General features: G+C 63.6%; 19 protein-coding genes and 1 tRNA gene. 11 read left to right on the forward strand and 9 right to left on the reverse strand.

Translation table 11 applies throughout. The features are described 5' to 3' along the window. Positions 1-75: 75 nt before the first annotated feature. Genes ABWW33_RS21580 through ABWW33_RS21605 form a run of 6 tightly spaced genes read left to right on the forward strand, consistent with a single transcriptional unit; the run spans position 76 to position 6,563 of the window. Positions 76-1,038: an ABC transporter substrate-binding protein gene (locus ABWW33_RS21580; RefSeq protein ID WP_353403700.1), complete on the forward strand. Its 963-nt coding sequence runs from the start codon at positions 76-78 to the stop codon at positions 1,036-1,038. Between the two features lie 4 nt (positions 1,039-1,042). Then, positions 1,043-2,581, forward strand: coding sequence for a sugar ABC transporter ATP-binding protein (locus ABWW33_RS21585; protein ID WP_353403701.1), 1,539 nt, complete (start codon positions 1,043-1,045; stop codon positions 2,579-2,581). Continuing rightward, positions 2,574-3,596, forward strand: a complete 1,023-nt coding sequence (locus ABWW33_RS21590) for an ABC transporter permease (protein WP_353403702.1) — start codon at positions 2,574-2,576, stop codon at positions 3,594-3,596. The genes ABWW33_RS21585 and ABWW33_RS21590 overlap by 8 nt, the downstream gene beginning before the upstream one ends. Beyond that, complete coding sequence (gene yjfF / locus ABWW33_RS21595; RefSeq protein ID WP_353403703.1) at positions 3,593-4,582, forward strand: galactofuranose ABC transporter, permease protein YjfF; 990 nt, start codon at positions 3,593-3,595, stop codon at positions 4,580-4,582. The genes ABWW33_RS21590 and yjfF overlap by 4 nt, the downstream gene beginning before the upstream one ends. 23 nt (positions 4,583-4,605) lie before the next feature. Continuing rightward, on the forward strand, positions 4,606-5,568 hold the full coding sequence (locus tag ABWW33_RS21600) for a glycoside hydrolase family 43 protein (RefSeq protein WP_353403822.1): 963 nt from the start codon (positions 4,606-4,608) through the stop codon (positions 5,566-5,568). Positions 5,569-5,624: 56 nt separating this feature from the next. Next, positions 5,625-6,563: a LysR family transcriptional regulator gene (locus tag ABWW33_RS21605; protein WP_176651437.1), complete on the forward strand. Its 939-nt coding sequence runs from the start codon at positions 5,625-5,627 to the stop codon at positions 6,561-6,563. Here ABWW33_RS21605 and ABWW33_RS21610 read toward each other — a convergent pair. Then, a complete protein-coding gene (locus ABWW33_RS21610; protein WP_353403704.1) occupies positions 6,560-6,889 on the reverse strand; it encodes a four-helix bundle copper-binding protein in 330 nt (109 codons plus the stop codon). The genes ABWW33_RS21605 and ABWW33_RS21610 overlap by 4 nt on opposite strands. Positions 6,890-7,031: 142 nt before the next feature. Between ABWW33_RS21610 and ABWW33_RS21615 the strand changes: the two genes are divergently transcribed. Together ABWW33_RS21615 and ABWW33_RS21620 are read left to right on the forward strand one after the other, a co-directional pair. After that, positions 7,032-7,970, forward strand: coding sequence for a bifunctional helix-turn-helix transcriptional regulator/GNAT family N-acetyltransferase (locus ABWW33_RS21615; protein WP_353403705.1), 939 nt, complete (start codon positions 7,032-7,034; stop codon positions 7,968-7,970). Positions 7,971-8,034: 64 nt separating this feature from the next. Further along, positions 8,035-10,449 carry a penicillin acylase family protein gene (locus ABWW33_RS21620; protein ID WP_353403706.1) on the forward strand — a complete coding sequence of 805 codons (2,415 nt, stop codon included), beginning with the start codon at positions 8,035-8,037 and terminating at the stop codon, positions 10,447-10,449. 7 nt (positions 10,450-10,456) lie between these two features. Here ABWW33_RS21620 and ABWW33_RS21625 read toward each other — a convergent pair whose 3' ends face one another. The 7 genes from ABWW33_RS21625 to ABWW33_RS21655 all read right to left on the reverse strand — a co-directional run bounded on the left by ABWW33_RS21625 (position 10,457) and on the right by ABWW33_RS21655 (position 20,224). Further along, on the reverse strand, positions 10,457-12,661 hold the full coding sequence (locus ABWW33_RS21625; protein ID WP_353403707.1) for an OsmC domain/YcaO domain-containing protein: 2,205 nt from the start codon (positions 12,659-12,661) through the stop codon (positions 10,457-10,459). A gap of 59 nt (positions 12,662-12,720) precedes the next feature. Continuing rightward, positions 12,721-14,781, reverse strand: a complete 2,061-nt coding sequence (locus tag ABWW33_RS21630) for a TonB-dependent receptor (protein ID WP_353403708.1) — start codon at positions 14,779-14,781, stop codon at positions 12,721-12,723. 79 nt (positions 14,782-14,860) lie between these two features. Continuing rightward, positions 14,861-16,057 carry an acyltransferase family protein gene (locus tag ABWW33_RS21635; protein ID WP_353403709.1) on the reverse strand — a complete coding sequence of 399 codons (1,197 nt, stop codon included), beginning with the start codon at positions 16,055-16,057 and terminating at the stop codon, positions 14,861-14,863. Positions 16,058-16,187: 130 nt separating this feature from the next. Then, positions 16,188-16,688, reverse strand: a complete 501-nt coding sequence (locus tag ABWW33_RS21640; protein WP_353403710.1) for a VOC family protein — start codon at positions 16,686-16,688, stop codon at positions 16,188-16,190. 71 nt (positions 16,689-16,759) lie between these two features. Next, positions 16,760-17,518, reverse strand: coding sequence for a LytR/AlgR family response regulator transcription factor (locus tag ABWW33_RS21645; protein ID WP_353403711.1), 759 nt, complete (start codon positions 17,516-17,518; stop codon positions 16,760-16,762). Further along, a complete protein-coding gene (locus ABWW33_RS21650; protein WP_353403712.1) occupies positions 17,506-18,570 on the reverse strand; it encodes a sensor histidine kinase in 1,065 nt (354 codons plus the stop codon). Before ABWW33_RS21650 ends, ABWW33_RS21645 begins: the two co-directional genes overlap by 13 nt. A gap of 19 nt (positions 18,571-18,589) precedes the next feature. Continuing rightward, positions 18,590-20,224: a Na+/H+ antiporter gene (locus tag ABWW33_RS21655; protein ID WP_176651428.1), complete on the reverse strand. Its 1,635-nt coding sequence runs from the start codon at positions 20,222-20,224 to the stop codon at positions 18,590-18,592. A 112-nt stretch (positions 20,225-20,336) separates the two neighbouring features. Here ABWW33_RS21655 and ABWW33_RS21660 point away from each other — a divergent pair. The 3 genes from ABWW33_RS21660 (at position 20,337) to ABWW33_RS21670 (ending at position 22,237) form a co-directional block, all read left to right on the forward strand. Then, positions 20,337-20,412: transfer RNA gene (locus tag ABWW33_RS21660), tRNA-Gly, on the forward strand. 157 nt (positions 20,413-20,569) lie between these two features. After that, the gene (locus tag ABWW33_RS21665; RefSeq protein ID WP_353403713.1) at positions 20,570-21,532 is read left to right on the forward strand and encodes a chemotaxis protein; all 963 of its coding nucleotides are present in this window, start codon (positions 20,570-20,572) and stop codon (positions 21,530-21,532) included. Between the two features lie 123 nt (positions 21,533-21,655). Further along, positions 21,656-22,237, forward strand: coding sequence for a DJ-1/PfpI family protein (locus ABWW33_RS21670; RefSeq protein WP_353403714.1), 582 nt, complete (start codon positions 21,656-21,658; stop codon positions 22,235-22,237). On the opposite strand, the gene fghA is transcribed toward ABWW33_RS21670, so the two are convergent. Continuing rightward, positions 22,238-23,083 (reverse strand): S-formylglutathione hydrolase, encoded by an 846-nt coding sequence (fghA, locus tag ABWW33_RS21675; protein ID WP_353403715.1) that lies wholly within the window; start codon positions 23,081-23,083, stop codon positions 22,238-22,240. Positions 23,084-23,100 lie beyond the last annotated feature (17 nt).

Here is a 23,100-nt window from a genome sequence, read left to right on the forward strand (position 1 = left end):
TATCATTGGATAGATATTTCCCTTTCTCATAGTATATGAACCATAAAATACACAAATTCATTCGGAGACTTCGCTATGACATGTAATCGCAGAACCGTACTGGCCGCCGCACTCCTGGCCGCTTTCACAGCCGTCACTCCCGTCTTTGCGGCCAAGCCGCTGGTGATCGGCTTTTCGCAGGTCGGCGCCGAAAGCGAGTGGCGCACCGCAAACACCGTTTCGATCAAGGACGCCGCCAAGAAGGACGGCATCACCCTCAAATTTGCGGATGCCCAGCAGAAGCAGGAAAACCAGGTCAAGGCGATCCGCTCCTTCATCGCCCAGCGCGTGGACGTGATCGCGTTTTCGCCGGTGGTGGAATCGGGTTGGGACACCGTGTTGCGCGAAGCCAAGGCCGCCAAAATTCCCGTCATCCTGACCGACCGCGCGGTCAATGTCAGCGATCCTTCGCTGTACGTGACCTTCATCGGTTCGGACTTCGTCGAGGAAGGCCGGCGCGCAGGCCGCTGGCTGCTCGATCGCGCGAAGAAGACGCCCGATGCCGTCATCAATATCGTCGAACTGCAAGGCACCGTCGGTTCGGCGCCGGCGCTGGACCGCAAGAAGGGCTTTGAAGAAGTCATCGCCACCAATCCGAAGCTGAAGGTGATCCGCTCGCAGACCGGCGACTTCACCCGCGCCAAGGGCAAGGAAGTGATGGAAGCCTTCCTCAAGGCCGAAGGCAAGAAGATCAACGTGCTGTACGCGCACAACGACGACATGGCTATCGGCGCGATCCAGGCGATCGAGGAAGCCGGCATGAAGCCTGGCAAGGACATCGTGGTGATTTCGATCGACGGCGTCAAGGGCGCGTTCGAGGCGATGATCGCCGGGAAGCTGAACGTGACGGTGGAATGCAGCCCGCTGCTCGGCCCCCAACTGATGCAGATCGCGCGCGATGTGGTGGCCAACAAGCCTGTACCAAAGCGCATTACCACCCAAGAGAGCGTGTTCCCGGCTGAAGTCGCGGCCAAGGAATTCCCGAATCGTAAATACTGATCCGATGAGTACTTTATCTTCGCCGGTCCTTGAACTGCGGGGGATCAGCAAGTCTTTCCCCGGCGTGAAGGCTTTGAGCGGCGTGGCGCTGAACCTGTATCCGGGTGAGGTGCATACGCTGATGGGACAGAACGGCGCCGGCAAGTCGACCTTGATCAAGGTGCTGACCGGTGTGTACACGCCCGACGCGGGACAGATCCTGCTGGAAGGGACGCCGATACAGCCTGCTTCCACGCTGGAGGCGCAAAACCTGGGCATCAGCACCGTTTATCAGGAAGTGAATCTTTGCCCGAATCTGTCGGTGGCAGAGAATATTTTTATCGGCCGCTATCCGCGCAAACTGGGCCGCATCGACTGGCGCGGCATGCAGCAGCAGGCCACATCGCTGCTGGAGCGGATGCAGATACGGATCGACGTGACGCAGCCGCTGGCGCGCTATCCGCTGGCGATTCAGCAGATGGTGGCGATTTCGCGGGCATTGCTGGTGTCGGCCAAGGTGCTGATATTGGACGAGCCGACTTCCAGCCTCGATGAGAAGGAAGTGGAGCTGTTGTTCAGCGTCCTGCGCGGCTTGCGCGAGCAGGGCATGGCGATTCTGTTTGTGACGCACTTCCTGGACCAGACCTATGCGATCTCGGACCGCATCACGGTCATGCGCAACGGCGAGCGGGAAGGCGAGTACGCCTGCAGCGAGCTGTCGCGGCTTGAGCTGGTGAACAAGATGGTTGGCGCGCCGGCCGGCGATACAGCAGCAGAACCCGCAGCCGCACCAGCGACCGCGGCTCCGGCCGACGCGTCGTCCAAGCTGCCGGCCTTCCTCCGCGCGCTGGGGCTGGGACGCAAGGGTGCATTGGCGCCGATGGATATCGAGCTGCGTCAAGGCGAACTGCTGGGCCTTGCAGGCCTGCTGGGCTCCGGCCGCACAGAGGCGGCACGCCTGCTGTTCGGCGCCGACCGCGCGGACAGCGGCACCATCTCCATCGACGGCAAAGACCACAACTTCAACTCCCCGCGCGACGCCATCGCCGCAGGCATCGGCTTCTGTTCGGAAGATCGCAAGCATGAAGGCGCCGTCCTGGAACTCTCGGTGCGCGAAAACCTGATCCTCGCATTGCAGGCTCGTCTCGGCATCATGCGCGCCATCCCGATGAAGCGCCAGCAGCAGCTGGCCGAGGACTACGTCAAGGCGCTCGGCATCAAGACCGCCAGCATCGAGACTCCGATCGGCACGCTCTCCGGCGGCAACCAGCAAAAGGTACTGCTGGCGCGCTGGATGGCCACCGAACCGAAAATGCTGATCCTGGACGAGCCGACGCGCGGCATCGACGTGCGCGCCAAGCAGGAGATCATGGACTACGTAACGGCCTTGTGCCGCAAAGGTATGGCGATATTATTCATTTCATCCGAGCTGCCGGAAGTACTGCGCTGCAGCGATCGCATCGTCGTCATGCGCGACCGCAAGGCCGGCGGCGAGTATCCACGCGGTGCGCTGGACGAAACCTCGGTGCTGCATGTGATCGCGGCGGGAGACGCGCATGAATAACCTGTTCCGTCCCCTGGCCGCGCTGGCGGCCCTGCTGCTGATCGACCTGCTGCTGGTGCCGGGCTTCTTCCATCTCGAGATCAAGGACGGTCACCTGTACGGCAGCCTGATCGACATCGCCAACCGCGCGGCGCCTCTGGTACTGGCCGCGTTGGGCATGACGCTGGTGATCGCCACGCGCGGCATCGATATCTCGGTCGGCGCTGTGGTCGCGATCAGCGGCACCGTGGCGGCCATGCTGATCGGCGGCACGATGGTGATGCAGAACGGCGTACCCGAATACGTCGCCAACACGCCGATGGTCTGGGCCTTGTGTGCGGCCATGGGGGCTGCGCTGCTGTGCGGCGCCTGGAACGGCCTGCTGGTGGCGGGACTGGGCCTGCAACCCATCGTCGCGACGCTGATCCTGATGGTGGCGGGGCGCGGCCTGGCGCAACTGCTGACGGACGGCCAGATCGTCACCGTCTACTACAAGCCGTTCTTCTTCCTGGGCAGTGGCTACCTGTTTGGCCTGCCGTTCTCGCTGTTCATCGTGGCCGCCGTGTTCCTGGTCACTGCGCTGTTGATGCGCAAGACCGCGCTCGGCCTGTTCATCCAGGCTGTCGGCATCAATCCGGTGGCCGCCCGGCTGGCCGGCTTGAAGACGGCGGTGCTGATCTTCTTCGTCTACGTATTCTGCAGCGCCTGCGCCGGATTGGCGGGCCTGATGATCAGCGCGAACATCAAGAGCGCGGACGCCAACAACGCCGGCCTGTTACTGGAGCTGGATGCGATCCTGGCGGTCACGCTGGGCGGCACCTCCCTCGCGGGCGGTAAATTCAGCCTGGCCGGCAGCGTGATCGGTGCGCTGATCATCCAGACGCTGACTTACACGATCTATTCGCTCGGCTTGCCGCCGGAGATCAACATGGTGGTCAAGTCGGTGGTGGTATTCCTGGTCTGTCTGTCGCAGTCGGCCGAATTCAAGAACACGTGGCGGGCTATTCGTACGAATGTAAAAGGCAAGGCAGCATGAGCACGATGATTAAAAACGGGCGCGCCTGGATGGCGTCGCCATATTTCACTTCGCTGGTCACGGTCGGGTTGCTGATCGTGCTGCTGGCCGCCGGCGGCTTCGCCTATCCCGGCTTCCTGTCGTTGCAGGTGCTGTTCAATCTCCTGATCGATAACGCCTTCCTGCTGGTGATCGCCGTCGGCATGAGCTTCGTCATCCTTTCCGGCGGCATCGATCTGTCGGTCGGTTCGGTGCTGGCGCTGACGACGATGGTATCCGCAACGCTGTTGCAAAGCTGGCACCTGCCGCCGCTGCTGGTGATCGCCATCGTGCTGTTGCTGGGTGCCGGCTTCGGCGCGGCGATGGGCGCGATGATCCACTACTTCAAGCTGCAGCCTTTCATCGTCACGCTGGCCGGCATGTTCCTGGCGCGCGGCCTGTGCTATCTGATCAGCATTAACTCGATCACCATCGATGATCCGCTGTACGTGGCGATGTCGCAAACCCAGTTGCCGATACTTGGCGGCTTCATCTCGCCCGGTGCATTGATCGCGCTGCTGACGCTGGCCGCCGCCATCTACGTCGCCCACTGCACGCCGTTCGGCCGCGCCATCTACGCGGTCGGCGGCAACGAGCAGTCGGCGCTGATGATGGGCTTGCGGGTAGGGCGCACCAAGGTGCTGATCTATGCCTTCAGCGGTTTCTGCGCCGCGCTGGCGGGCGTGCTGTTCTCGTTCTACATGCTCTCTGGCTACGGCCTGCATGCGCAGGGCACGGAGCTCGATGCCATCGCCGCCGTGGTCATCGGTGGCACGCTGCTGAGCGGCGGATACGGCTACGTGGCCGGTTCGCTGTCCGGCGTGCTGGTGCTGGGCACCATCCAGACGCTGATCGCCTTCGACGGCACGCTCAGCTCGTGGTGGACCAAGATCGTCATCGGAGGCCTGCTGTTCGTATTCTGCGTCGTGCAGCGTCTGATGGCGATGGGCGCCGCATCAAAAAAATAATACCGGAGATAGCCATGAAGAATATGATCAAACACGCCGCAATTGCTGCCGGCGTTGCTGCTGTATTGCTGGCGGCGGCCGGTGCGCAGGCGGCCAATCCGCTGTTCCCCAAGCTGTTCACCGCCGATCCGTCGGCCTACGTGGACAACGGCACCGTCTACCTGTACGTCGGCCATGACGAGGCCACGCCGAAAGGCCGCGACTACTTGATGAAGGAATGGCGTGTCTACAGCAGCTGCGACATGAAGAATTGGACCGACCGCGGCTCGCCGCTGCAGGCCTTGACCTTCAAGTGGGCCAAGGGCCAGGCCTGGGCGGCCGACGTCACCAAGCGCGATGGCAAATACTATTTCTATTCGACGGTCGATCACGCGACGATACCGGGCTTCGCCATCGGCGTCGCCGTCTCCGACAGCCCCACCGGTCCCTTCGTCGATGCGCGCGGCTCGGCGCTGGTCACCAACGACATGACGCGGCAAACGGCGATCACCTGGGACGATATTGACCCGGCCATCTTCCAGGACGACGACGGCCAGGCTTATCTCTATTGGGGCAACACAGTGCTGAAGTACGCAAAGCTGAAGCCGAACATGACCGAGTTGGATGGCCCGATCCAGACCGTCGGCATGGACATGTTCACCGAGGCGTCCTACCTGCACAAGCATAACGGCACATACTATTTATCCTATTCGCGCAACTTCCCCGAGGAGACGGCGTACATGACGGGGCCGAGCGCCACCGGCCCGTGGCAGTATCGCGGCACGATCATGTCGAAGAACGCCAAGGTCAAGACCATCCATCAGGCCATCATCGACTTCAACGGCAAATCCTACATCTTCTATCACAACGCCAAGCTGCCCGGCGGCGGCGAGTACCGCCGTTCGGTGGCGGTGGAAGAGTTTGCGTACAACGCCGACGGCACCATCCCGTTCGTCAAGCAGACCGCGGAAGGCCCGGCCGCCAACCCCAGCCCGGCATGCAAGTGATAACTAAACAGTCGGTATCCTGTTCTTCTCAATACTGATTGTGATATCATTTTTCCATGGAAACTAACCCGAACTGGTTCTTGCGCGCGCGCCTCAAAACGCGCCAGCTGCTGCTGCTGATCGCGCTCGACGAACAACGCAATATCCACCGCGCCGCCGAAGAGCTGCACATGACCCAGCCCGCCGCGTCCAAGCAGCTCAAGGACCTGGAGGAGATGCTGGGCGTGCAGCTGTTCGAGCGCCTGCCGCGCGGCATGGAGCCGACCATCTACGGCGAGACGATGATACGCCACGCGCGCATGGCATTGACCAGCCTCTCGCTGGCGCACGAGGACATCGTCGCCATCAAGGCCGGCTTGAGCGGACAGGTGGACATCGGCACCATCATGACGCCGGGGATCGCGCTGCTGCCGCAGGCGATCACCAAGACCAAGCAGCAGGCTCCCAAGCTGCGCATCGGCGTCGAGATGGAGCAGTCCAACATCCTGCTGGAGCAGTTGCAGCGGGGGCGGCTGGATTTCATGATCGGCCGCATTCCCGAACGGCAGAGCGCCGAGGGCCTGAGCTACGAAGAACTGGGCGACGAGCCGGCGTGCGCCGTGGTGCGGCCCGGCCATCCGCTGCTGAAGGCGCGCAACCTGACGCTGCGCGACATCGCCAACCAGCCGTGGATACTGCCGCCGCAAGGCAGCATCCTGCGCGCGCGCTGCGAACTGATGTTCCGCCGCGCCGGCCTCGAGGTGCCGGTCAACGTGGTCGACACCACCGCCGTGCTGCTGATTAAACCGCTGCTGCAGCAGACGGACGCGCTCAACGTCATGCCGATCGCGGTGGCGAAATATTATGAGTCGCAGAATGTGCTCAACATCCTGCCGATCGAACTGCCGTGCCGCATGGATGCCTACGGCATCGTCACGGTGGACGGACACATCATGTCGCCTGGCGCCGAACTGCTGCTGAAGGCTGTGCGCGAAGTGGCCAAGGAACTCTACTAAGCCATCATCTTGTGGCAGGTGTGCTCGCAGGCTTCGCAGGCGCGGGCGCATTCCTCCATGCCGTCCAGTTCCAGGCAGCTCAGTGCGCAGGCATGGCAGATGTCCGCGCACAGCGCGCACAGGCGCGGCGCATACGGCGATCCGCTCAACTGAAGGTTGGCGCAGGACTCGCAGATGCTGGCGCAATCCATCATCAACCGGAAGTGCGCCGGCTCGACATGGCGCCCGCCCACCTGCAGGCAATGGGTGAGTGCGGTCTGCAGGCAGGCCTGGTGGCAGTTGGCGCAGGCGTCTATACAGTCCTGCATGTCGGGTGGCGAGTCCATGGCGGTTCCTTTCAGGGAGAAGACCATGCTATGCCTGCGCCAAGCCGGATTCTGTGCGTTGCCTAACCTCGCAGGCATCATGTTGTTGACTCAGTCAACCATATATTGCAAAATGACTGGACTTTCCTAGTCGGAGTCTGCAATGGCTGTCCCTGCTTTTGACGACCGCGTTGCCGCGGTCCGTTCCTTCAACCGTTTTTTCACGCGCCAGATCGGCGTGCTGCGCGAAGGCCTGCTGCACAGCGAATACACGCTGACCGAGATGCGCGTGCTGTATGAACTGGCGCATCACGGCGACCAGCCCGCCGCCACGCTGGGCCGCGACCTGGGACTCGATCGCGGTTACCTGAGCCGCATCCTGGCCAAGTTCGAGGCCGCCGGCATGGTGGCCAAGGTGCCGTCGGCCACCGACGGCCGTACCAAGCTGCTGCATATGACCGGGCATGGCCATGCCGTGTTCGAGCCGTTCGACCGCCGTTCGCGCGAGGAGGTGGGCGACCTGCTGGGCCGCTTCGACGAATCCGACCAGTTGCGCATGCTCGACGCGATGCGCACCATCCAGCAGGTGCTCGATTCAGGCGGCGGCATGAAGTACGCCCAGCCCTTCGTGCTGCGTGCCCACCGGCCTGGCGACATGGCGTGGATCACGCGCCGCCACGGCGAGATGTACACGGCGGAGCAGGGCTGGGATGCCAGCTTCGGCGCGCTGGTCGGCCAGATTTGCGAGGACTTCGAACGCAACTTCGATCCGGCGCTGGAGCATTGCTGGATCGCCGAGATGGGCGGACAGCCGGTCGGTTCGATCGCGCTGGCGCGCAGCGGCGAGGAAGGCGTGGCCAAGCTGCGGCTGTTGCTGGTGGACGAGCAGGCGCGCGGCTACGGCCTGGGATCGCGGCTGGTGGACGAGTGTCACCGCTTCGCGCGCGCCGCCGGCTACCGCAGGATGCGGCTGTGGACCACCGACCAGCAAAAGGAGGCGCGCCAGATCTACCGCAGCAAAGGCTACGTGCTGGTGGGCGAGGAGCCGGTGCACGCCTTCGGCCAGGACATGGTCAACGAGACCTGGGAGCTTGAACTCTAGACAGTGGACTGCAAAGCCGGTTCTCTGGCACTATCCCGATACTTCTACGAATAACGGGGATGCTATGCAAAAGAACAGGCTGGCGGTATGGTCCGGGCGTGTCTTGTTGGCCGCGGTGGGATTGCTGGTGCTGGCTGTTGCGGCGGCCTGGCTGTATTTGCGCGGCAGCCTGGCGCAGCTCGACGGGACGCGGCAAGCCGCCGGCCTGGAAACCACGGTCAGCGTGGCGCGCGACGAGCACGGTGTTCCATTGATCAGCGGCGGCAGCCGGCTCGATGTGGTCTACGCCACCGGCTTCGTGCACGCGCAGGAGCGCTACTTCCAGATGGATCTGCTGCGCCGCGTAGCTGCGGGCGAATTGTCCGAACTGTTCGGCGAGCGCGCGCTGCCGCTCGATAAATCCCACCGGCTGCACCGCTTCCGCGCCCGCGCCGAACTGGCGCTGAAGGCCATGCCGGCCGCCGACCTTGCGCTGCTGGAGCGTTACACGGCGGGCGTCAATGCCGGCCTGGGCGCCTTGAGCGCCAGGCCGTTCGAGTATGCGCTGATAGGCTTGCCGCCGCGCGCCTGGTCCGCCGCCGATTCGCTGCTGGTCATCTGGGCCATGTACTTCGACCTGCAAGGCGGCCAGGAACCGCGTGAACTGGCGCGCGGCTGGTTCAAGGACCACGCCACCGAAGAGCAGCGCGCCTTCCTGGCGCCCGAGTCCACGCAGTGGGATGCGCCGCTCGACGCGCAGTCCGTCATCGCCGGCGACGTCGCGATACCTGCGGCGGCGCCCGCGTGGTGGGGCAAGCCGAAAGCCTCCGGCGCGCAGACGCTGACCGATCCGAAAGTGGCGGCGGTCGAATTCCTCAACACGGTGGGCAGCAACAACTGGGCGGTGGCGGGCAGCCGCAGCGACAGCGGCGCGGCCATCGTCTCGGACGATATGCACCTCGGCATCCAGCTGCCGGCGATCTGGTACCGCGCCGCGCTGCAGTTCCCGGACGGGAAGGGCGGTCAGCGCCGCATCGTCGGTGTCACGCTGCCCGGCACGCCGGCGGTGGTGGTCGGCAGCAATGGCCACGTGGCCTGGGGCTTCACCAACAGCTACGGCGACTACCTGGACCTGATCGCGCTCGATACCGATCCCGCCAAGCCGGGCCAGGTGCGCACGCAAGCCGGCTGGGAAACGCCGGCGGTGCACAATGAAACGATACTCATCAAAGGCGCGCCGGCGCAAACGCTGGCGGTGCGCGAAACCTCGCTCGGTCCGATCCGCGAGGCGATGGGCCGCAGCTACGCGATCCACTGGGTAGCTCACACGGCCGCCGCCGTCAACCTCAATGCGCGCAAGCTGGAGTTTGCCGATACGCTGGGCCAGGCGCTGGCGATCGCGCCGACGATGGGCATCCCGGCGCAGAATTTCGTGGCCGGCGACGACAAGGGCAATATCGGCTGGACCATCGCCGGCCCGCTGCCGCGCCGCGCGCCGGCCGGCGTGGCGGCCACCTATCCGCTGAGCGCGGACGACCAGGCCGGCGTGTGGACCGGCTGGCTGACGCCGGAGGAATATCCGAAAATCGTCAATCCCGCCGGCGGCCAGCTGGCCACGGCCAACAGCCGCCAGCTGGCGAACGCCGGCGCGGAGCTGCTGGGCGACGGCGGCTTCGACCTCGGCGCGCGCACGCACCAGGTGCGCGACGACCTGACCGCGCTGGGCGCCAAAACCGACGTGAAAAAAGCCTACGCGATCACGCTGGACGACCGCGCCGTGTTTCTGACGGCGTGGCACGAGCGCGCCATTGCGGCGCTGGACGCCAAGGCCGTGGACGGGCATCCGAAACGCATCGAAGCACTGAAGCTGCTGAAGGACAGCTGGACCGGCAGGGCCAGCGTGGACTCGGTCGGCTATCGCATCACGCGCGCCTACATGTACGCGCTGCACGACATCCTGTTCGAAAGCGCCAACGAGGAAATGACCAAGATCGATGCGAAGGCAAACATGGCGTCGGTGACGTCGCGCTGGCCGGTGGTGCTGGCGCGCCTGCTGGACCGGCAGCCCGCCGGCTGGCTGCCGCCGCAGTACGCCAGCTGGCAAGCCTTGCAGCTGGCCGCGCTGGACCGTGCGGTCGACAGCCTGACCAAGGACGGCCAGCCGCTGTCGGCCGCCACCTGGGGGCAGCGCAACACGGCAGCCAGCGCGCATCCGTTCGCGGCGGTGGTGCCGGTGCTGGGCAAGTACCTGAAGGTGGCGCCGGACATGCTGCCGGGCGACCAGCACATGCCGCGCGTCTCCGGGCCGTCGTTCGGCCAGTCGGAACGGCTGACGGTGTCGCCGGGCCACGAGGAGCAGGGGATATTCAATATGCCCGGAGGGCAGAGCGGCCATCCATTGTCGCCATATTTCCTGGATGGCCGCGGCGACTGGGTCAGCGGGCGCGAGACGCCGCTGCTGCCCGGACCGGCGCAGCATACGCTGACGTTTGTGAAGTGATCCGATCCTAGCTGGAGGTGGCCGCTGCCTTGGCCCGCGCAGCGTGCAGTTTTTTGTAGCTGTCGATCAGGCGCTCGTGCCGGTCGAGCCCCTCCAGCTTGATGCTGGTTGGCGTCAAGCCGAAGAAGCGCACGCTGCCGTCCACCGAGCCCATTACCGCGTCCATCCGCGGGTTGCCATACATCCGGCGGAAATTGACTTCGTAATCGTCCAGTTCCAGCTCGTCGTCCAGCTCGACCTCCAGTACCACATTCAAGGCCTGATAAAACAATCTGCGCTCGGCCGTGTTGTCGTTGTACTGGAGGAAGGCCTCGACCAGTTCCTGCGCCTCTTCAAACTGCTGCAAGGCGAGATGTATCAGCAGCTTCAACTCCAGCACCGTCAGCTGGCCCCAGTCCGTATTCTCGTCAAATTCGACGCCGATCAATGTGGCGATGTCGCCGTAATCATCCAGCTCGTTGTTCTCCAGACGATCAAGCAGCGCCTCCAGGCTGGCATCGTCCAGGCGGTGCAGGTTCAGGATATCGGCGCGGAACAGCAGCGCCTTGTTGGTGTTATCCCAGACCAGATCGTCCACCGGATAGACTTCCGAGTAACCCGGCACCAGGATGCGGCAGGCGGTGGCGCCCAGATCGTCATACACCGCCATGTACGCTTCCTTGCCCATATCTTTGAGAATGCCGAACAAGGTCGCGGCTTCCTCGGCGTTGGAGTTTTCACCCTGGCCGGAAAAATCCCACTCGACAAAATCGTAATCCGCCTTGGCACTGAAGAAGCGCCATGACACGATGCCGCTGGAATCGATGAAGTGTTCGACAAAGTTATTCGGCTCGGTCACGGCGTTACTGGCAAAGGTGGGCCGAGGTAAATCGTTCAGGCCTTCAAAACTGCGGCCCTGCAGTAATTCCGTCAGGCTGCGTTCCAGCGCCACCTCCAGGCTCGGGTGCGCGCCGAACGAGGCAAACACACCGCCGGTACGCGGGTTCATCAAGGTCACGCACATCAACGGGTACACGCCGCCCAGCGACGCGTCCTTCACCAACACCGGAAAGCCTTGCTCTTCCAGGCCCTGGATGCCGGCCAGAATGCCGGGGTATTTCGCCAGCACTTCCTGCGGCACATCGGGCAGTGCGATTTCGCCTTCCAGGATTTCGCGCTTGACCGCGCGCTCGAAAATCTCCGACAGGCATTGCACCTGCGCTTCGGCCAGCGTGTTACCGGCGCTCATGCCGTTGCTGACGTAGAGGTTCTCGATCAGGTTGGACGGGAAGTAGACGACCTCGCCGTCCGACTGCCGCACATACGGCAGCGAACAGATACCGCGCTTCACATTGCCGGAGTTGGTGTCGATCAGGTGCGAACCACGCAGCTCGCCATCGGGGTCGTAAATCTTCCGGCAGTATTCATCGAGGATTTCAGCCGGCAGCGCGTCTTTGCGGCCGGGCTTGAACCAGCGCTCGTTCGGGTAATGGACGAAATCGGCGTTGGCGATGTCCTCGCCCCAAAACGCACCCGCGTAGAAGTGGTTGTTGTTCAGTCGCTCGATATACTCGCCCAGCGCCGACGCCAACGCACTTTCCTTGGTCGCTCCCTTGCCGTTGGTGAAGCACATCGGCGAGTGCGCGTCGCGGATGTGCAGCGACCACACATTGGGAACGATATTGCGCCACGATGCGATTTCGATCTTGATGCCCAGGTGCGCCAGAACGCCCGACATATTGGCGATGGTTTGTTCCAGCGGCAGATCCTTGCCCGGAATATAGGTGCTTGCATCGGAATCCGGATTCAGCGTCAGCAACGCCTGGGCGTCGGCATCCAGGTTCGCTACCTCTTCAATCACGAACTCGGGGCCGGCCTGCACCACTTTTTTCACCGTGCAGCGGTCGATGGAGCGCAAGATGCCCAGGCGGTCCTTGGCGGAGATATCCTCCGGCAGCTCGACCTGGATCTTGAAAATCTGCTGGTAGCGGTTTTCCGGATCAACAATATTATTCTGCGACAGGCGGATATTTTCGGTAGGAATATTGCGAGTTACACAATACAACTTCACGAAGTAAGCTGCGCACAAGGCCGATGATGCCAGAAAATAATCGAACGGACCGGGCGCCGAGCCATCGCCTTTATAGCGGATCGGCTGGTCGGCGATCACCGTAAAATCATCGAACTTGGCTTCGAGACGTAGCTTGTCGAGAAAGTTGACCTTAATTTCCATGGGAGAGTCCTAAACTGTGCGCAAAATGATTTGGGCGCTATTATAGGCTCTCGGCCGGATCAGAACGCGTGCGACAGCGTCAGGCGCAGCGAACGGCGTTCCACCGGATGGAAGTGCACGTCGCTGGCGCCGTCTTCCGGTTCACCCTGCAGGCGGGACTGGTAGTAGTAATCGATGTCGCTGGCCTGCTTGTCGAACAGGTTGAACACGTCCAGCGTCATCCTGGTGTTCTTGCTGAACTTGTAGCCGAGGCGTGCGTAGGCGAGGGTGGTCGACGCCGAGCGCACGCTGTTGTCCTCGGTCAGCGGACGCGGTCCGAAATGGCGCAGGTCGAATCCGCCATACCAGCGGCCCAGGTCATTCACCGTCACGCCGAACGACAGCACGCGGTTCAGCGAACCGGGGATGCGGTTGCCGACCGGGTCGTCCTGGGTGTAGCGGGCGCGCGACGCCGCCAGGTCCAGGTCGAACAGCAGCCATGGCGCGGCGATGTAGTGGTTGTTCCATTCGATGCCGGTGCGGCGGCTGGCGCGGCTCGGCTCCGTCTCGCCGGCGTCGCCGACGAACAGCAGTTCGGAGTCGATGTCGAGCCGCCACAGCGCCGCGGAGCTTTGCAGGCCGGGGATGATCTCGGTGCGGACGCCGATCTCGCCGCCCCTGGTCGGCACCAGCGGCGTCACCGGCGTCGACGCGCCGCCGTCGGGCAGGCGGGTTTGCGTCGTGCCGCGCGCATCGTTGCTGTGGAATCCCTTGCCGTAGTTGACGAAATACTCGGTCTTGTCCCACGGTCCGAAAATCAGCGACAGCTTGGGCGAGGCGATATGGTCGCCGGCCTTGCCGCTGTCGCCTTCTATGCTGCTGGCGACGTTGAAGCGATAGGCGTCGTAGCGCACGCCGGCGATGCTGCGCAACCATGGCGCCCACTGCGTCACGTTTTCGGCATACAGGCCGGCGCTGGTTTCGCGCACGCGGTCTTCGCGGATGGTGCCGGTGCGCACGCGCGCCACGGTGTCGTAGATGCCGACCGGCGAAAGGCGGTCGTAACGTGTCTGCAGACCTATCTTGTTGCGCATCTCGAAGCCACCGACCGTATTCACCCAGGACTGCGCCACGTTGGCGCCGGCCATGTTGCGGCGCTCGCTCTGGTTGAACTGGTCGCCGTGATCCGGATCGGCGAGATAGTAGGTGAAGTTGCTGAACAGATCCAGGCTGGAGTGCAACAGATAGGCGTCGAACTCGAACAGGCCGTTGCCGCCGCGCTTGCGCATCGCGTAGGACAGGCTGTAGCGGGCGCTGTCGCCGCCGTCGCTTGGGTCGATGCTGCCGAAGCGGCCGATCTGGCCGGATTCCACCGCGCGCAGCGGAATCTGGTCGGTGGAATTCCAGCTGTTGTGGTAGGCCATGCCGGTGAGGCTGAAGCCGTCGTCGGCGTTGCCCCGGCTGTAGCGCAGCGTGCCGCTGTACTTGCGCACGCGCTCCGGTGTGTCCCATGGACCGTCGTTGCGGTTGATCTCCAGTCCATACAGCAGGGTGCCGCCGGCCGCCCTGAAGGAATCCGCCAGCACGCCGCGCTGGTAGCCGAAGCTGCCCAGCGACACGCTGGCCAGTCCCTGCGGCAGGCTGTCCGCCAGCCGGATGTGCGCTGCGCCGGCCGAGGCGAAGTCGCCTTCGTTGGCGAAGTAGGTGCCTTTCTTGTAGTCGATGCGCTGCACCAGTTCCGGGATAAGGAAATTCAAATCCGAATAGCCTTGGCCATGTGCGTGCGAGCGCATGTTGACCGGCATGCCGTCGACGACGGCGGCAAAGTCGGTACCGTGGTCGAGGTTGAAGCCGCGCAGGAAGTACTGGTTGGCCTTGCCGTCGCCGCTGTGCTGCGTGACGATCATGCCGGGCACGAATTCGAGCAGTTCGCCTGTGCGGAGGGCGGGGCGGTTGGCGATCAGGTCGGCGGTGATGGTTCCCTGGCTGGCCGCATCCGAGGTTCCCACCGCGTTGTCGTAGTGTCCCGTGATCTTGACAATTGCGCCTGGCGGCATCCCCGGTTCCGCGGCCCAGCTATTCTGGTTGCAGGTGAAAGCCGACAGGATCGCCAGATGGAGTGCGGTTTTCTTGCATGTCATTCTCTTGCTCCGAAGTTATATTCGCCAATGTCAGGTAGCGTATATACGGAGCAAGCGATGAATCGGATGTAAAAAACCTCTAATTTGGTAAAAAATTACTGTTCAGGTGCGATACGGGCGGCGCCTGTGTCCTCCCCAATCCGAACAGCGGCCTCAGCACGGCGACGCGGCGGACCACTTCGAATATGCCGAAGCTGAGGACAAAGGTCAGCACGATCAGCACCGCGCCTTCCACGCCGGGCGCCATCTTCACCGGCTTGAGCGTGTGCGCCATGCCGACGATCAGCGTCTGGTGCAGGATGTAGACCGGGAACACGGCTTCGGTCAGGTAGCGGCGCTTGGCGCTGTCGAAGGCCAGGTGGCGATGGCCGAAGCCGCAGATCGCCATGATCGGCGCCCATTGGCCGATGCAGAAGACCATGCGCCATAGCGGCTTCAATTGCGCGATGAGCGGCAGGTCGCCCATCGATTCAGGCATCAGGTGCAGGCAGGTCACCACCGCCCAGCTGCCCAGCCACAGCGCCAGGCTGGTCCAGCGCAGCTTGTCGACGTTGGCCCAGAAGCCGTTTTGCATCGCCAGCATGGCGCCCATCATGAACAGGAAGAAGTAGTGGGCGTGGTTGTACCAGTCGTTGACCAGGGCGTGGGTGGCCGGGAAGCTTTCGACCAGCGCATAGCGGACGATGAACAGCACCAGCACCGGCAGCACGATGATCTTCCAGCCGTTCAGCAGGCGCCCCAGCTTGTCGGACCAGGATTGCAGGCGCGCGGCGCCGGCCAGCACGGCGATCGCGCCGATCACCATGGTGTAGGCCCACAGGTAGACGACGAACCACAGGTGGTTCCAGGTCGGCAGGTCGAGGCAGTGGCCATCCTTGCAGAAGCCGTGGTAGCCCTGGATATACAGGCGCATGAAATTCATGTAGCTGCCGGCGTAGTTCAGCTTCTCCACCACTTCAAAGTACGACTGCGGCGGCACGATGACCAGCATGCCGAACACCAGCGGCACCAGCAGGCGCCAGCTGCGCTGCTTGAGCAGCGCGCCGACGCGGACCTTTTTCAGCATGAAGGCGGTGGCGACGCCGGAGATCATGAACAGCAAGCCGAGGCGCCACGGCGAGGACAACAGCATCAGCGGCTCGATGGCATCGCTGGCGTAAGGGCTTTTGACGTGCCAGTCCCAGGTCACGTAGTACATCCCGGTGTGATAAAAAATCAGCACGAAGAAGGCGAAGATGCGGATCCAGTCGAGGAAGTAGAGGCGTTGGTTATTCATTGCAAGCTCCTTTTTAATGTAGCCAGATTAGCCACACCCGCCACCAGGGTCCAGCGTCATGGGGCGAAATGGGAGCCGGATGGGGCGAATCGGGAAGGACAGGGGCTTGCAGGGGTTTGCAATAAGCAGGTCAGGCAGCGGCGTAAGCTTTTTTCAAGGCCGCGAGGTCGAGCTTTTTCATCGTCATCAAAGCGCTCATCACGCGGCCGGCTTTTTCGGCGTCCTGATCCATCAGCATGGTCGGCAGCGCCGTCGGCACAACCTGCCAGGACAGGCCGAATTTATCGGCCAGCCAGCCGCATTGCTGGGCTTCCGGCGCGCCGCCTTCCGACAGGCGGTCCCAGAAATGGTCGATCTCCTCCTGGCTTTCGCAATTGACGACGAACGACACCGCCGGCGTGAACTGGAACACCGGACCGCCATTCAGCAGCGTGAACTTCTGGCCGTCCAGTTCCAGCGCGACGGTCATCGCGCTGCCGGGCGGCTGGCCGTGCTGCTCCTTGCCGGCCTCGGTGTAGCGGGCGATGTGACAGATCTTCGAGTTGCGGAAAATGCCGACGTAATATTCGGCCGCTTCTTCCGCTTGGCCGGAGAACCACAGGAAGGGGGTGATCTTTTGAAGACTGTGCATGTCATTGCTCCTGATCGATGTAGACGGCGCCTGCTGTCCGGGCGCAGGCCGGCCCTTTGCTGCCGAAAAGCCTAGCAGGATGGCGGTCGCTCCGGCGCACGGATGGGCGATTGCGGAGCCTGCAAACGATCCATGACTTCGGCGCGGTATTGGCGCGAACAGGGCACGCGCGCGCCGCTGCGCAGCACCAGTTCACTATCGCCCTTGTCGAGGTTTTGCACGCCGGCGATCCAGTCCAGTTGCACCGCCGCGCGGCGGTGGCAGCGCTGGAAGCGCGGGCCCAGCTTGTCGACCAGGCCGGCCAGCGTCTGGCGCATCAGCGGCTGGGCGTCGGCGGTATGCAGCACGACGTAGTTGTCGGCCGTTTCTATCCACTGGATCTGCTCGACCTTGACGATGCGCGTGCCGCCGCGTTCGGGGATCAGCAACTGGCTGATGGCGGGCAGCGGATGCACGGCCGGCGCGGCCTGGGGATGCGCCAGCCGTTCGCGCACGCGCTGCAGCGCGCGTTGCAGGCGCTGCTGGTCGTAGGGCTTGAGCAGGTAGTCGACGGCATTGGCGTCGAAAGCCTGGATCGCGTACTGGTCGTAGGCAGTGACGAACACCACCAGCGGCGCCGGCGACGGCAGCGAGGCGGCGACGTCCAGGCCGCTGACTTCGGGCATCTGGATGTCCAGCAGCAGCACGTCGGGCGCGAAGGAGGGCAGGAGCTCGAGCGCTTCGACGCCGTCGCGCGCTTCCTCGATGGCCGTGATGCCGGGCTCCTGTTCCAGCAGGCGCCGCATCTTGTCGCGCGCAGGGCGCTCGTCGTCGACGATCAGGATACGCATGGCAGCCGCATTTCTGCCCGCACACCGGCGGGCGACAGTTGGATCAGATCGAAGGAAGCGCCGGCGCCGTACAGCGTGGACAAGCGCTCCCGCAGGTTGCGCACGCCGATGCCTCCGGAGGCCGATGCGCCGTCGGCAGGCAGCATGCCGCCGTCGTCTTCCAGCCGCAGCACCACGGCATCCTGCTCGCGGCTGGCGGAAATCGCGATGGACGTCGCCTGGCGATGCTTTTCGACGGTGTGCTTGAAGATATTCTCCAGCAGCGGCTGCATGCTCATCACCGGCACCTGGCAGCCCAGCAGCGCGTCGTCGATGTGCCAGGCGATGTGCACGCGGTCGGAAAACCGTTCCGCCATCAACGCCGCATAGCCACGCAGCAGGCGCAGCTCCACTTCCAGCGGCACGCTGGGCTTGCCGCTGACGTCGAGCGTGGTGCGCAGCACGTCGGCCAGCTGGATCAGCATGGCGTCGGCGCGCATCACGTCGCTGTGCATCAGCGACGATATCGTGTTGAGGGCATTGAACAGGAAGTGCGGCTGCATCTGCTGCGTGAGGGTCAGCAGCTGGGCTTCGCGCATCGCCGCGTTGGCGCGTTCGACGCGCAGCTTTTCGTTCTGCATGGCGTGGTAGGACAGCACGCCGAACATGATGGTGGTGAAGATGCTGAAGTACACCGTCATCTTGATGTCTTCATACAGATAGGTCTGCGGCCACGGCGTGTGCGTGTAGGTTTGCCCGGCCATCGCATACACCGCATGGCGGATGCCGAAGGCGACCGGCACGAACAGCGCCCAGTAGATCGGCAGCCACACCAGCTGGCGCGCGAACCAGCGCACCGGCGCATGCAGCAGGTAGTCGTACTTGCGGGTGAAGTGGCGCTGCAACAGCAGCAGCATGGTGCCGGTCAGCGCCGACGACGATTCCCACAGGATCGGCTTCCACACCTCGTGATGATGGTCGCGCAGGTATTCCTGCACGGCGGTGGTGTTCATCAGCACCCAGAATAAAATCCAGGCGACGGCGATGGTGATCTGGGTGCGTTTTGGCAGCATGGCGATATGGGATATGGGCCTAGCGGTAGCGCGCTTCCATCAAATCGATTTCCCGCACCAGCTTGCGCGAGATTTCGTCGGAGATGCGGTCGTGCCGCGCCAGTTCCCACACGGTGTGGCGCTCGGCCTCCAGCGCGGCCAGCCGCAGTTCCTTTTCGGCGTGGTCGGTCTTGCGCCAGGCGGCGTCGTTTTCCGGATCGACTTCCTTCAGCTTGTGTTCATAGAAGGCGATCACCCGCGCCGCCGCTTCGGGATAGGCTTCCGGGTCGATGCAGGTCTCTGCCTCCATCAGGGCGACCTGCGTGTGCTCGATGGCGGCGATGGCGGCGTTGGCCGCTTCGCGCCGCGCCAGGTCTTCTTCCTGCTGTTCCTCGGGTTCGGCCGGGAAGGTCATGCCGCCCAGCAGGCGCGGCAAGCCAAGGCTGGCGACCAGCAGCGACACCAGGATCACCGAACAGGCCAGGAAAATGGTCAGCGCCCGGGCCGGGAAGGGCGAGCCGTCCGGCATCGTCAGCGGCAGCGTCAGCACGCCCGCCAGCGTGATCGCACCGCGCGCGCCGGCCAGCGTGGTGGCCAGCAGCAGCCGCAGCTTGATCTTCATGCGCGGCTGGTGGCGCATCTTCTGTTTGTAGATGGTCAGCCGCAGCGAGGCCCATACCCACAGCATGCGCATCACCAGCAGGCCGACGTTGATGGCGACGGCGTACACGGCCAGCCACCACGGATTCAGGTGGCCGCTTTCCTCGATCGACGCGCTGGCGCCCTTGAACACGTCCGGTAACTGCTCGCCCAGCAGCACGAACATGATGCCGTTCAGCGCGAACTGCACGGTGTCCCACACGGCGGAGCGCTGGATGCGGGTGTTGGCCAGCGCGTGGCCGCTCAGTTCCACGTAGCTCATCGTGATGCCGGCCGCCACCGCCGCCAGGATGCCGGAAGCGTGCAGACGCTCCGCCACCAGGTAGGCGCCGAACGGCAGCAGCAGGTTGACCAGGATGGGCGAGCCGACCGGCTCGCCGAAATGGCGGGTCAGCCAGCGCTGCACCCAGGTCACGACCCACGTCACGCCGACGCCGGCGGCGATGCCGGCCACCACCAGCCAGACGAAGGTGAGGGCGGCGGTGCCGACCGAGAACGCGCCGGTCAGCGCGGCGGCCACGGCGAAGCGGAAGCACACCAGGCCGCTGGCGTCGTTCAGCAGCGATTCGCCTTCCAGGATGTGCATCAGGCGCTTGGGGATGGGCGTGGTGGCGGCGATCGAACTGACGGCGACCGGATCGGTCGGCGAGATGATGGCGGCCAGCGCGAAGGCCACCGGCAGCGGCATGGCCGGGATCAGCCAGTGGATCAGGAAGCCGGCGCCGATGACGGTGAAGATCACCAGCCCCAGCGCCAGCTCGAGGATGGTGCCCTTGTCGCGCAGCAGGCCGCTCTTGGGGATGCGCCAGCCGTCCAGGAACAGCAGCGGCGGCAGGAAGACCAGGAAGAACAGGTCCGGCTCCAGGTCCACGCCGCGGGTCGACTTGGCGGCGATCAGCGCGCCGAGGGCGATCTGCACGATGGGCAGCGGCACCGCGCGCGGCAGCAGACGGGTAAGGTAGGCGCTCGCCACCACCGCCAGCAGCATGATCAGCACGACTTCGATAGAATCCATTCCTGTCCTAAATCAAGTAAACGATGACAAGCTTACACTATCGGCCATTTTGCAAAAAGTTGGCGATATGCACTAGTAAAACGGAAATCTTTCTGTCATAATTCTTGCCTCTGCGGGAGTAGCTCAGTTGGTAGAGCGCAACCTTGCCAAGGTTGAGGTCGAGAGTTCGAGACTCTTCTCCCGCTCCAGAATTCGGTAGCAAATCAAAAGGAAGCCTGCGGGCTTCCTTTTTTGTTGTATGCGGTGCTTTAAATCAAGATCGCCACCGTCAAAAAGTGACGTATGTCTAGTGCAAACGTTATACTTGAAACGCTATGGAAGCTACCACCGACGGAGACGAAATCTATGAAATCAGTTCAGCAGGAAGTTGATGAGCGCAGTAATCTGACCAACTCCAATAAATTCGAACTGCTGCTGTTCCGCCTGGGCGGCGACGCCAACGGCGAACATTCCGAGTTGTTCGGTATTAACGTCTTCAAAATCCGCGAAATCGTTGCGATGCCGGAAGTCACCGCAGTGGCCGGATCCTCGCCGCACATGCTGGGCGTCGTCAATCTTCGCGGACAAATCATCACGGTGCTGGATTTGCCAGGCATCGTCGGTGTGACCCCAAAAACTGGTCTGAACATCATGCTGGTCACCGAGTTCGCCCGCACCACGCAAGCGTTTGCGGTGGAATCGGTGGAGGAAATCGTCCGCCTGGACTGGAGCCAGGTGCTGACCGCCGAAGGTACCGCGGGCGGCAAGGTCACGAGTATCGCCCGCGTCGACGGCGACGTGCAGAACACCCGCCTGGCGCAGGTGCTGGACGTGGAAACCATCCTGCGCGAGCTGGTGCCGCCGGAAGGCAAGGACGTCGATCCGGAAACCATCGGGCCGAAAGTGCTGCTGAAGGCCGGCGCCGTGATCCTGGCGGCCGACGATTCGGTGGTCGCGCGCAACCTGATCGAAAAGGGTCTGGAAGCGATGGGCGTGCACTTCATCATGACCAAGTCCGGCAAGGAAGCGTGGGACCGCCTGCAGCACATCTCCGACGGCGCCAAGGCCGAAGGCGTGCCGATCAGCGACCGCGTGGCCATGGTGCTGACCGACCTGGAAATGCCGGAAATGGACGGCTTCACGCTGACCCGCCTGATCAAGCAGGATGCGCGTTTCTCCAAGATTCCCGTGGTGATCCACTCTTCGCTGACGGGCAAGACCAACGAAGACCACGTCAAGGGCGTGGGCGCGGATGCGTATGTGGCCAAGTTCTCGGCCGAGGACCTGGCCGGCACCATCCGCACCGTGCTGGGCAACGCCGCCGCGTAATCGCAGGGCATAAGCACGACGGGCGCAAAGCGCGTCCGCGCGAACAAGGGTAGTATCGGAGGGCCGTGACGGCGACGTCGCGGCCCTCCGTTTTTTTACGCTTGTTTTTCGAAAGGATATACCGTGGCAGCTAAGAAAATACTGTTTTTGACGGGCGACTTTGCGGAAGATTACGAGACCATGGTGCCGTTCCAGGCGCTGCAGATGGTCGGGCACACGGTGCATGCCGTCTGTCCCGGCAAGGACGCCGGCGACACCATCAAGACCGCCATCCACGACTTTGAAGGCGACCAGACCTACACCGAAAAACCTGGCCACCTGTTCGCGCTGAACGCCACGTTTGCCGGCGTCGACGTGGCCCAGTACGACGCGCTGATGATCGCCGGGGGAAGGGCGCCGGAATACCTGCGGCTCAATCCGCGCGTGATTGAAATCGTCCAGCAGTTCGCTGCGGCGTCGAAGCCGATTGCCGCCGTATGCCACGGCGCGCAGGTGCTGGCGGCGGCCGACGTCATACGCGGCAAGACGATCTCCGCGTATCCCGCGTGCTCGCCGGAAGTCAAGCTGGCCGGCGCGAACTACGCCGACATCGCGGTAGACCAGGCGGTCACCGACGGCATCTTCGTCACCGCTCCGGCCTGGCCTGCGCATCCCGCGTGGCTGGGGCAGTTCCTGCAGCGCCTCGGCACGGAGATCAAACTGTAGCTATAGCGCGGCGAGACAGCGCGCATGGAAGCGGATGTGGTCTTCCATGAACGTCGAGATGAAGTAGTAGCCGTGATCGTAACGCGCATGCCGCCGCAGTTCCAGCGGCTGCGCGGCGTTGCGGCAGGCCGCCTCGAACACTTCCGGATACAGCTGCTCGGCCAGGAATTTATCCCCCAGTCCCTGGTCGATCAGAATGCCGGCCGGGAAGGGCGTCTGCAGGCGCGCCATCAGCAGGCTGGCGTCGTGCTGTTCCCACGCCGCCGTGTCCTCGCCCAGGTAGGCGCTGAAGGCCTTCTTCCCCCACGGGCACATCGACGGCGCCGCGATCGGCGCAAACGCCGAGACGGAGCGGAACACGTCCGGCCGCTTGAGCGCCAGCGTCAGCGCGCCGTGGCCGCCCATCGAGTGGCCGAAGATGCCGATGCGTTCTCCATCGACCGGCAGTTCGCTCACCACCAGTTCGCGCAGTTCGTGGAGGTAGCTGTCCATGCGATAGTGCGCGGACCACGGCTCCTGCGTCGCGTCCAGGTAGAAGCCGGCGCCGACGCCGAGATCCCAGTTGTCCGTTTCGCCGTCGACGCCGGCGCCGCGCGGGCTGGTGTCCGGCGCGATCAGTATCAGTCCCGCTTCCGCCGCGGCGCGCTGTGCGCAGCCCTTGATCATGAAAGTCTCTTCGTTGCAGGTCAGGCCGGCCAGGTAGAACAGCGCCGGCACGCGGCGCTCCGCCGCCTCGACGGGAATGAAAACGGCGAAGCGCATCGGCAGGCCGATCTCGCGCGACACATGGCGATAGAAGCGCTGCACGCCGCCAAAACAAGTGTGTTCACTGATTAATTCGAGCATGTTGGTTCCTTATGTTC

It is taken from the genome of Duganella hordei (genome assembly GCF_040369125.1).
In the GTDB taxonomy this organism is placed as follows: Bacteria; Pseudomonadota; Gammaproteobacteria; order Burkholderiales; family Burkholderiaceae_D; genus Rugamonas; species Rugamonas hordei.

What these genes read in the sequence shown, in the direction of transcription:
- ABWW33_RS21605 (WP_176651437.1), top strand. Translation starts at nt 5,625, where the DNA reads ATGGAAACTAACCCGAACTGGTTCTTGCGCGCGCGCCTCAAAACGCGC.
- ABWW33_RS21590 (WP_353403702.1), top strand. Translation starts at nt 2,574, where the DNA reads ATGAATAACCTGTTCCGTCCCCTGGCCGCGCTGGCGGCCCTGCTGCTG.
- ABWW33_RS21645 (WP_353403711.1), bottom strand. Translation starts at nt 17,518, where the DNA reads ATGCGTATCCTGATCGTCGACGACGAGCGCCCTGCGCGCGACAAGATG.
- fghA (WP_353403715.1), bottom strand. Translation starts at nt 23,083, where the DNA reads ATGCTCGAATTAATCAGTGAACACACTTGTTTTGGCGGCGTGCAGCGC.
- ABWW33_RS21580 (WP_353403700.1), top strand. Translation starts at nt 76, where the DNA reads ATGACATGTAATCGCAGAACCGTACTGGCCGCCGCACTCCTGGCCGCT.
- yjfF (WP_353403703.1), top strand. Translation starts at nt 3,593, where the DNA reads ATGAGCACGATGATTAAAAACGGGCGCGCCTGGATGGCGTCGCCATAT.
- ABWW33_RS21635 (WP_353403709.1), bottom strand. Translation starts at nt 16,057, where the DNA reads ATGAATAACCAACGCCTCTACTTCCTCGACTGGATCCGCATCTTCGCC.
- ABWW33_RS21640 (WP_353403710.1), bottom strand. Translation starts at nt 16,688, where the DNA reads ATGCACAGTCTTCAAAAGATCACCCCCTTCCTGTGGTTCTCCGGCCAA.
- ABWW33_RS21585 (WP_353403701.1), top strand. Translation starts at nt 1,043, where the DNA reads ATGAGTACTTTATCTTCGCCGGTCCTTGAACTGCGGGGGATCAGCAAG.
- ABWW33_RS21665 (WP_353403713.1), top strand. Translation starts at nt 20,570, where the DNA reads ATGAAATCAGTTCAGCAGGAAGTTGATGAGCGCAGTAATCTGACCAAC.
- ABWW33_RS21610 (WP_353403704.1), bottom strand. Translation starts at nt 6,889, where the DNA reads ATGGACTCGCCACCCGACATGCAGGACTGTATAGACGCCTGCGCCAAC.
- ABWW33_RS21630 (WP_353403708.1), bottom strand. Translation starts at nt 14,781, where the DNA reads ATGACATGCAAGAAAACCGCACTCCATCTGGCGATCCTGTCGGCTTTC.
- ABWW33_RS21650 (WP_353403712.1), bottom strand. Translation starts at nt 18,570, where the DNA reads ATGCTGCCAAAACGCACCCAGATCACCATCGCCGTCGCCTGGATTTTA.
- ABWW33_RS21615 (WP_353403705.1), top strand. Translation starts at nt 7,032, where the DNA reads ATGGCTGTCCCTGCTTTTGACGACCGCGTTGCCGCGGTCCGTTCCTTC.
- ABWW33_RS21600 (WP_353403822.1), top strand. Translation starts at nt 4,606, where the DNA reads ATGATCAAACACGCCGCAATTGCTGCCGGCGTTGCTGCTGTATTGCTG.
- ABWW33_RS21655 (WP_176651428.1), bottom strand. Translation starts at nt 20,224, where the DNA reads ATGGATTCTATCGAAGTCGTGCTGATCATGCTGCTGGCGGTGGTGGCG.
- ABWW33_RS21620 (WP_353403706.1), top strand. Translation starts at nt 8,035, where the DNA reads ATGCAAAAGAACAGGCTGGCGGTATGGTCCGGGCGTGTCTTGTTGGCC.
- ABWW33_RS21625 (WP_353403707.1), bottom strand. Translation starts at nt 12,661, where the DNA reads ATGGAAATTAAGGTCAACTTTCTCGACAAGCTACGTCTCGAAGCCAAG.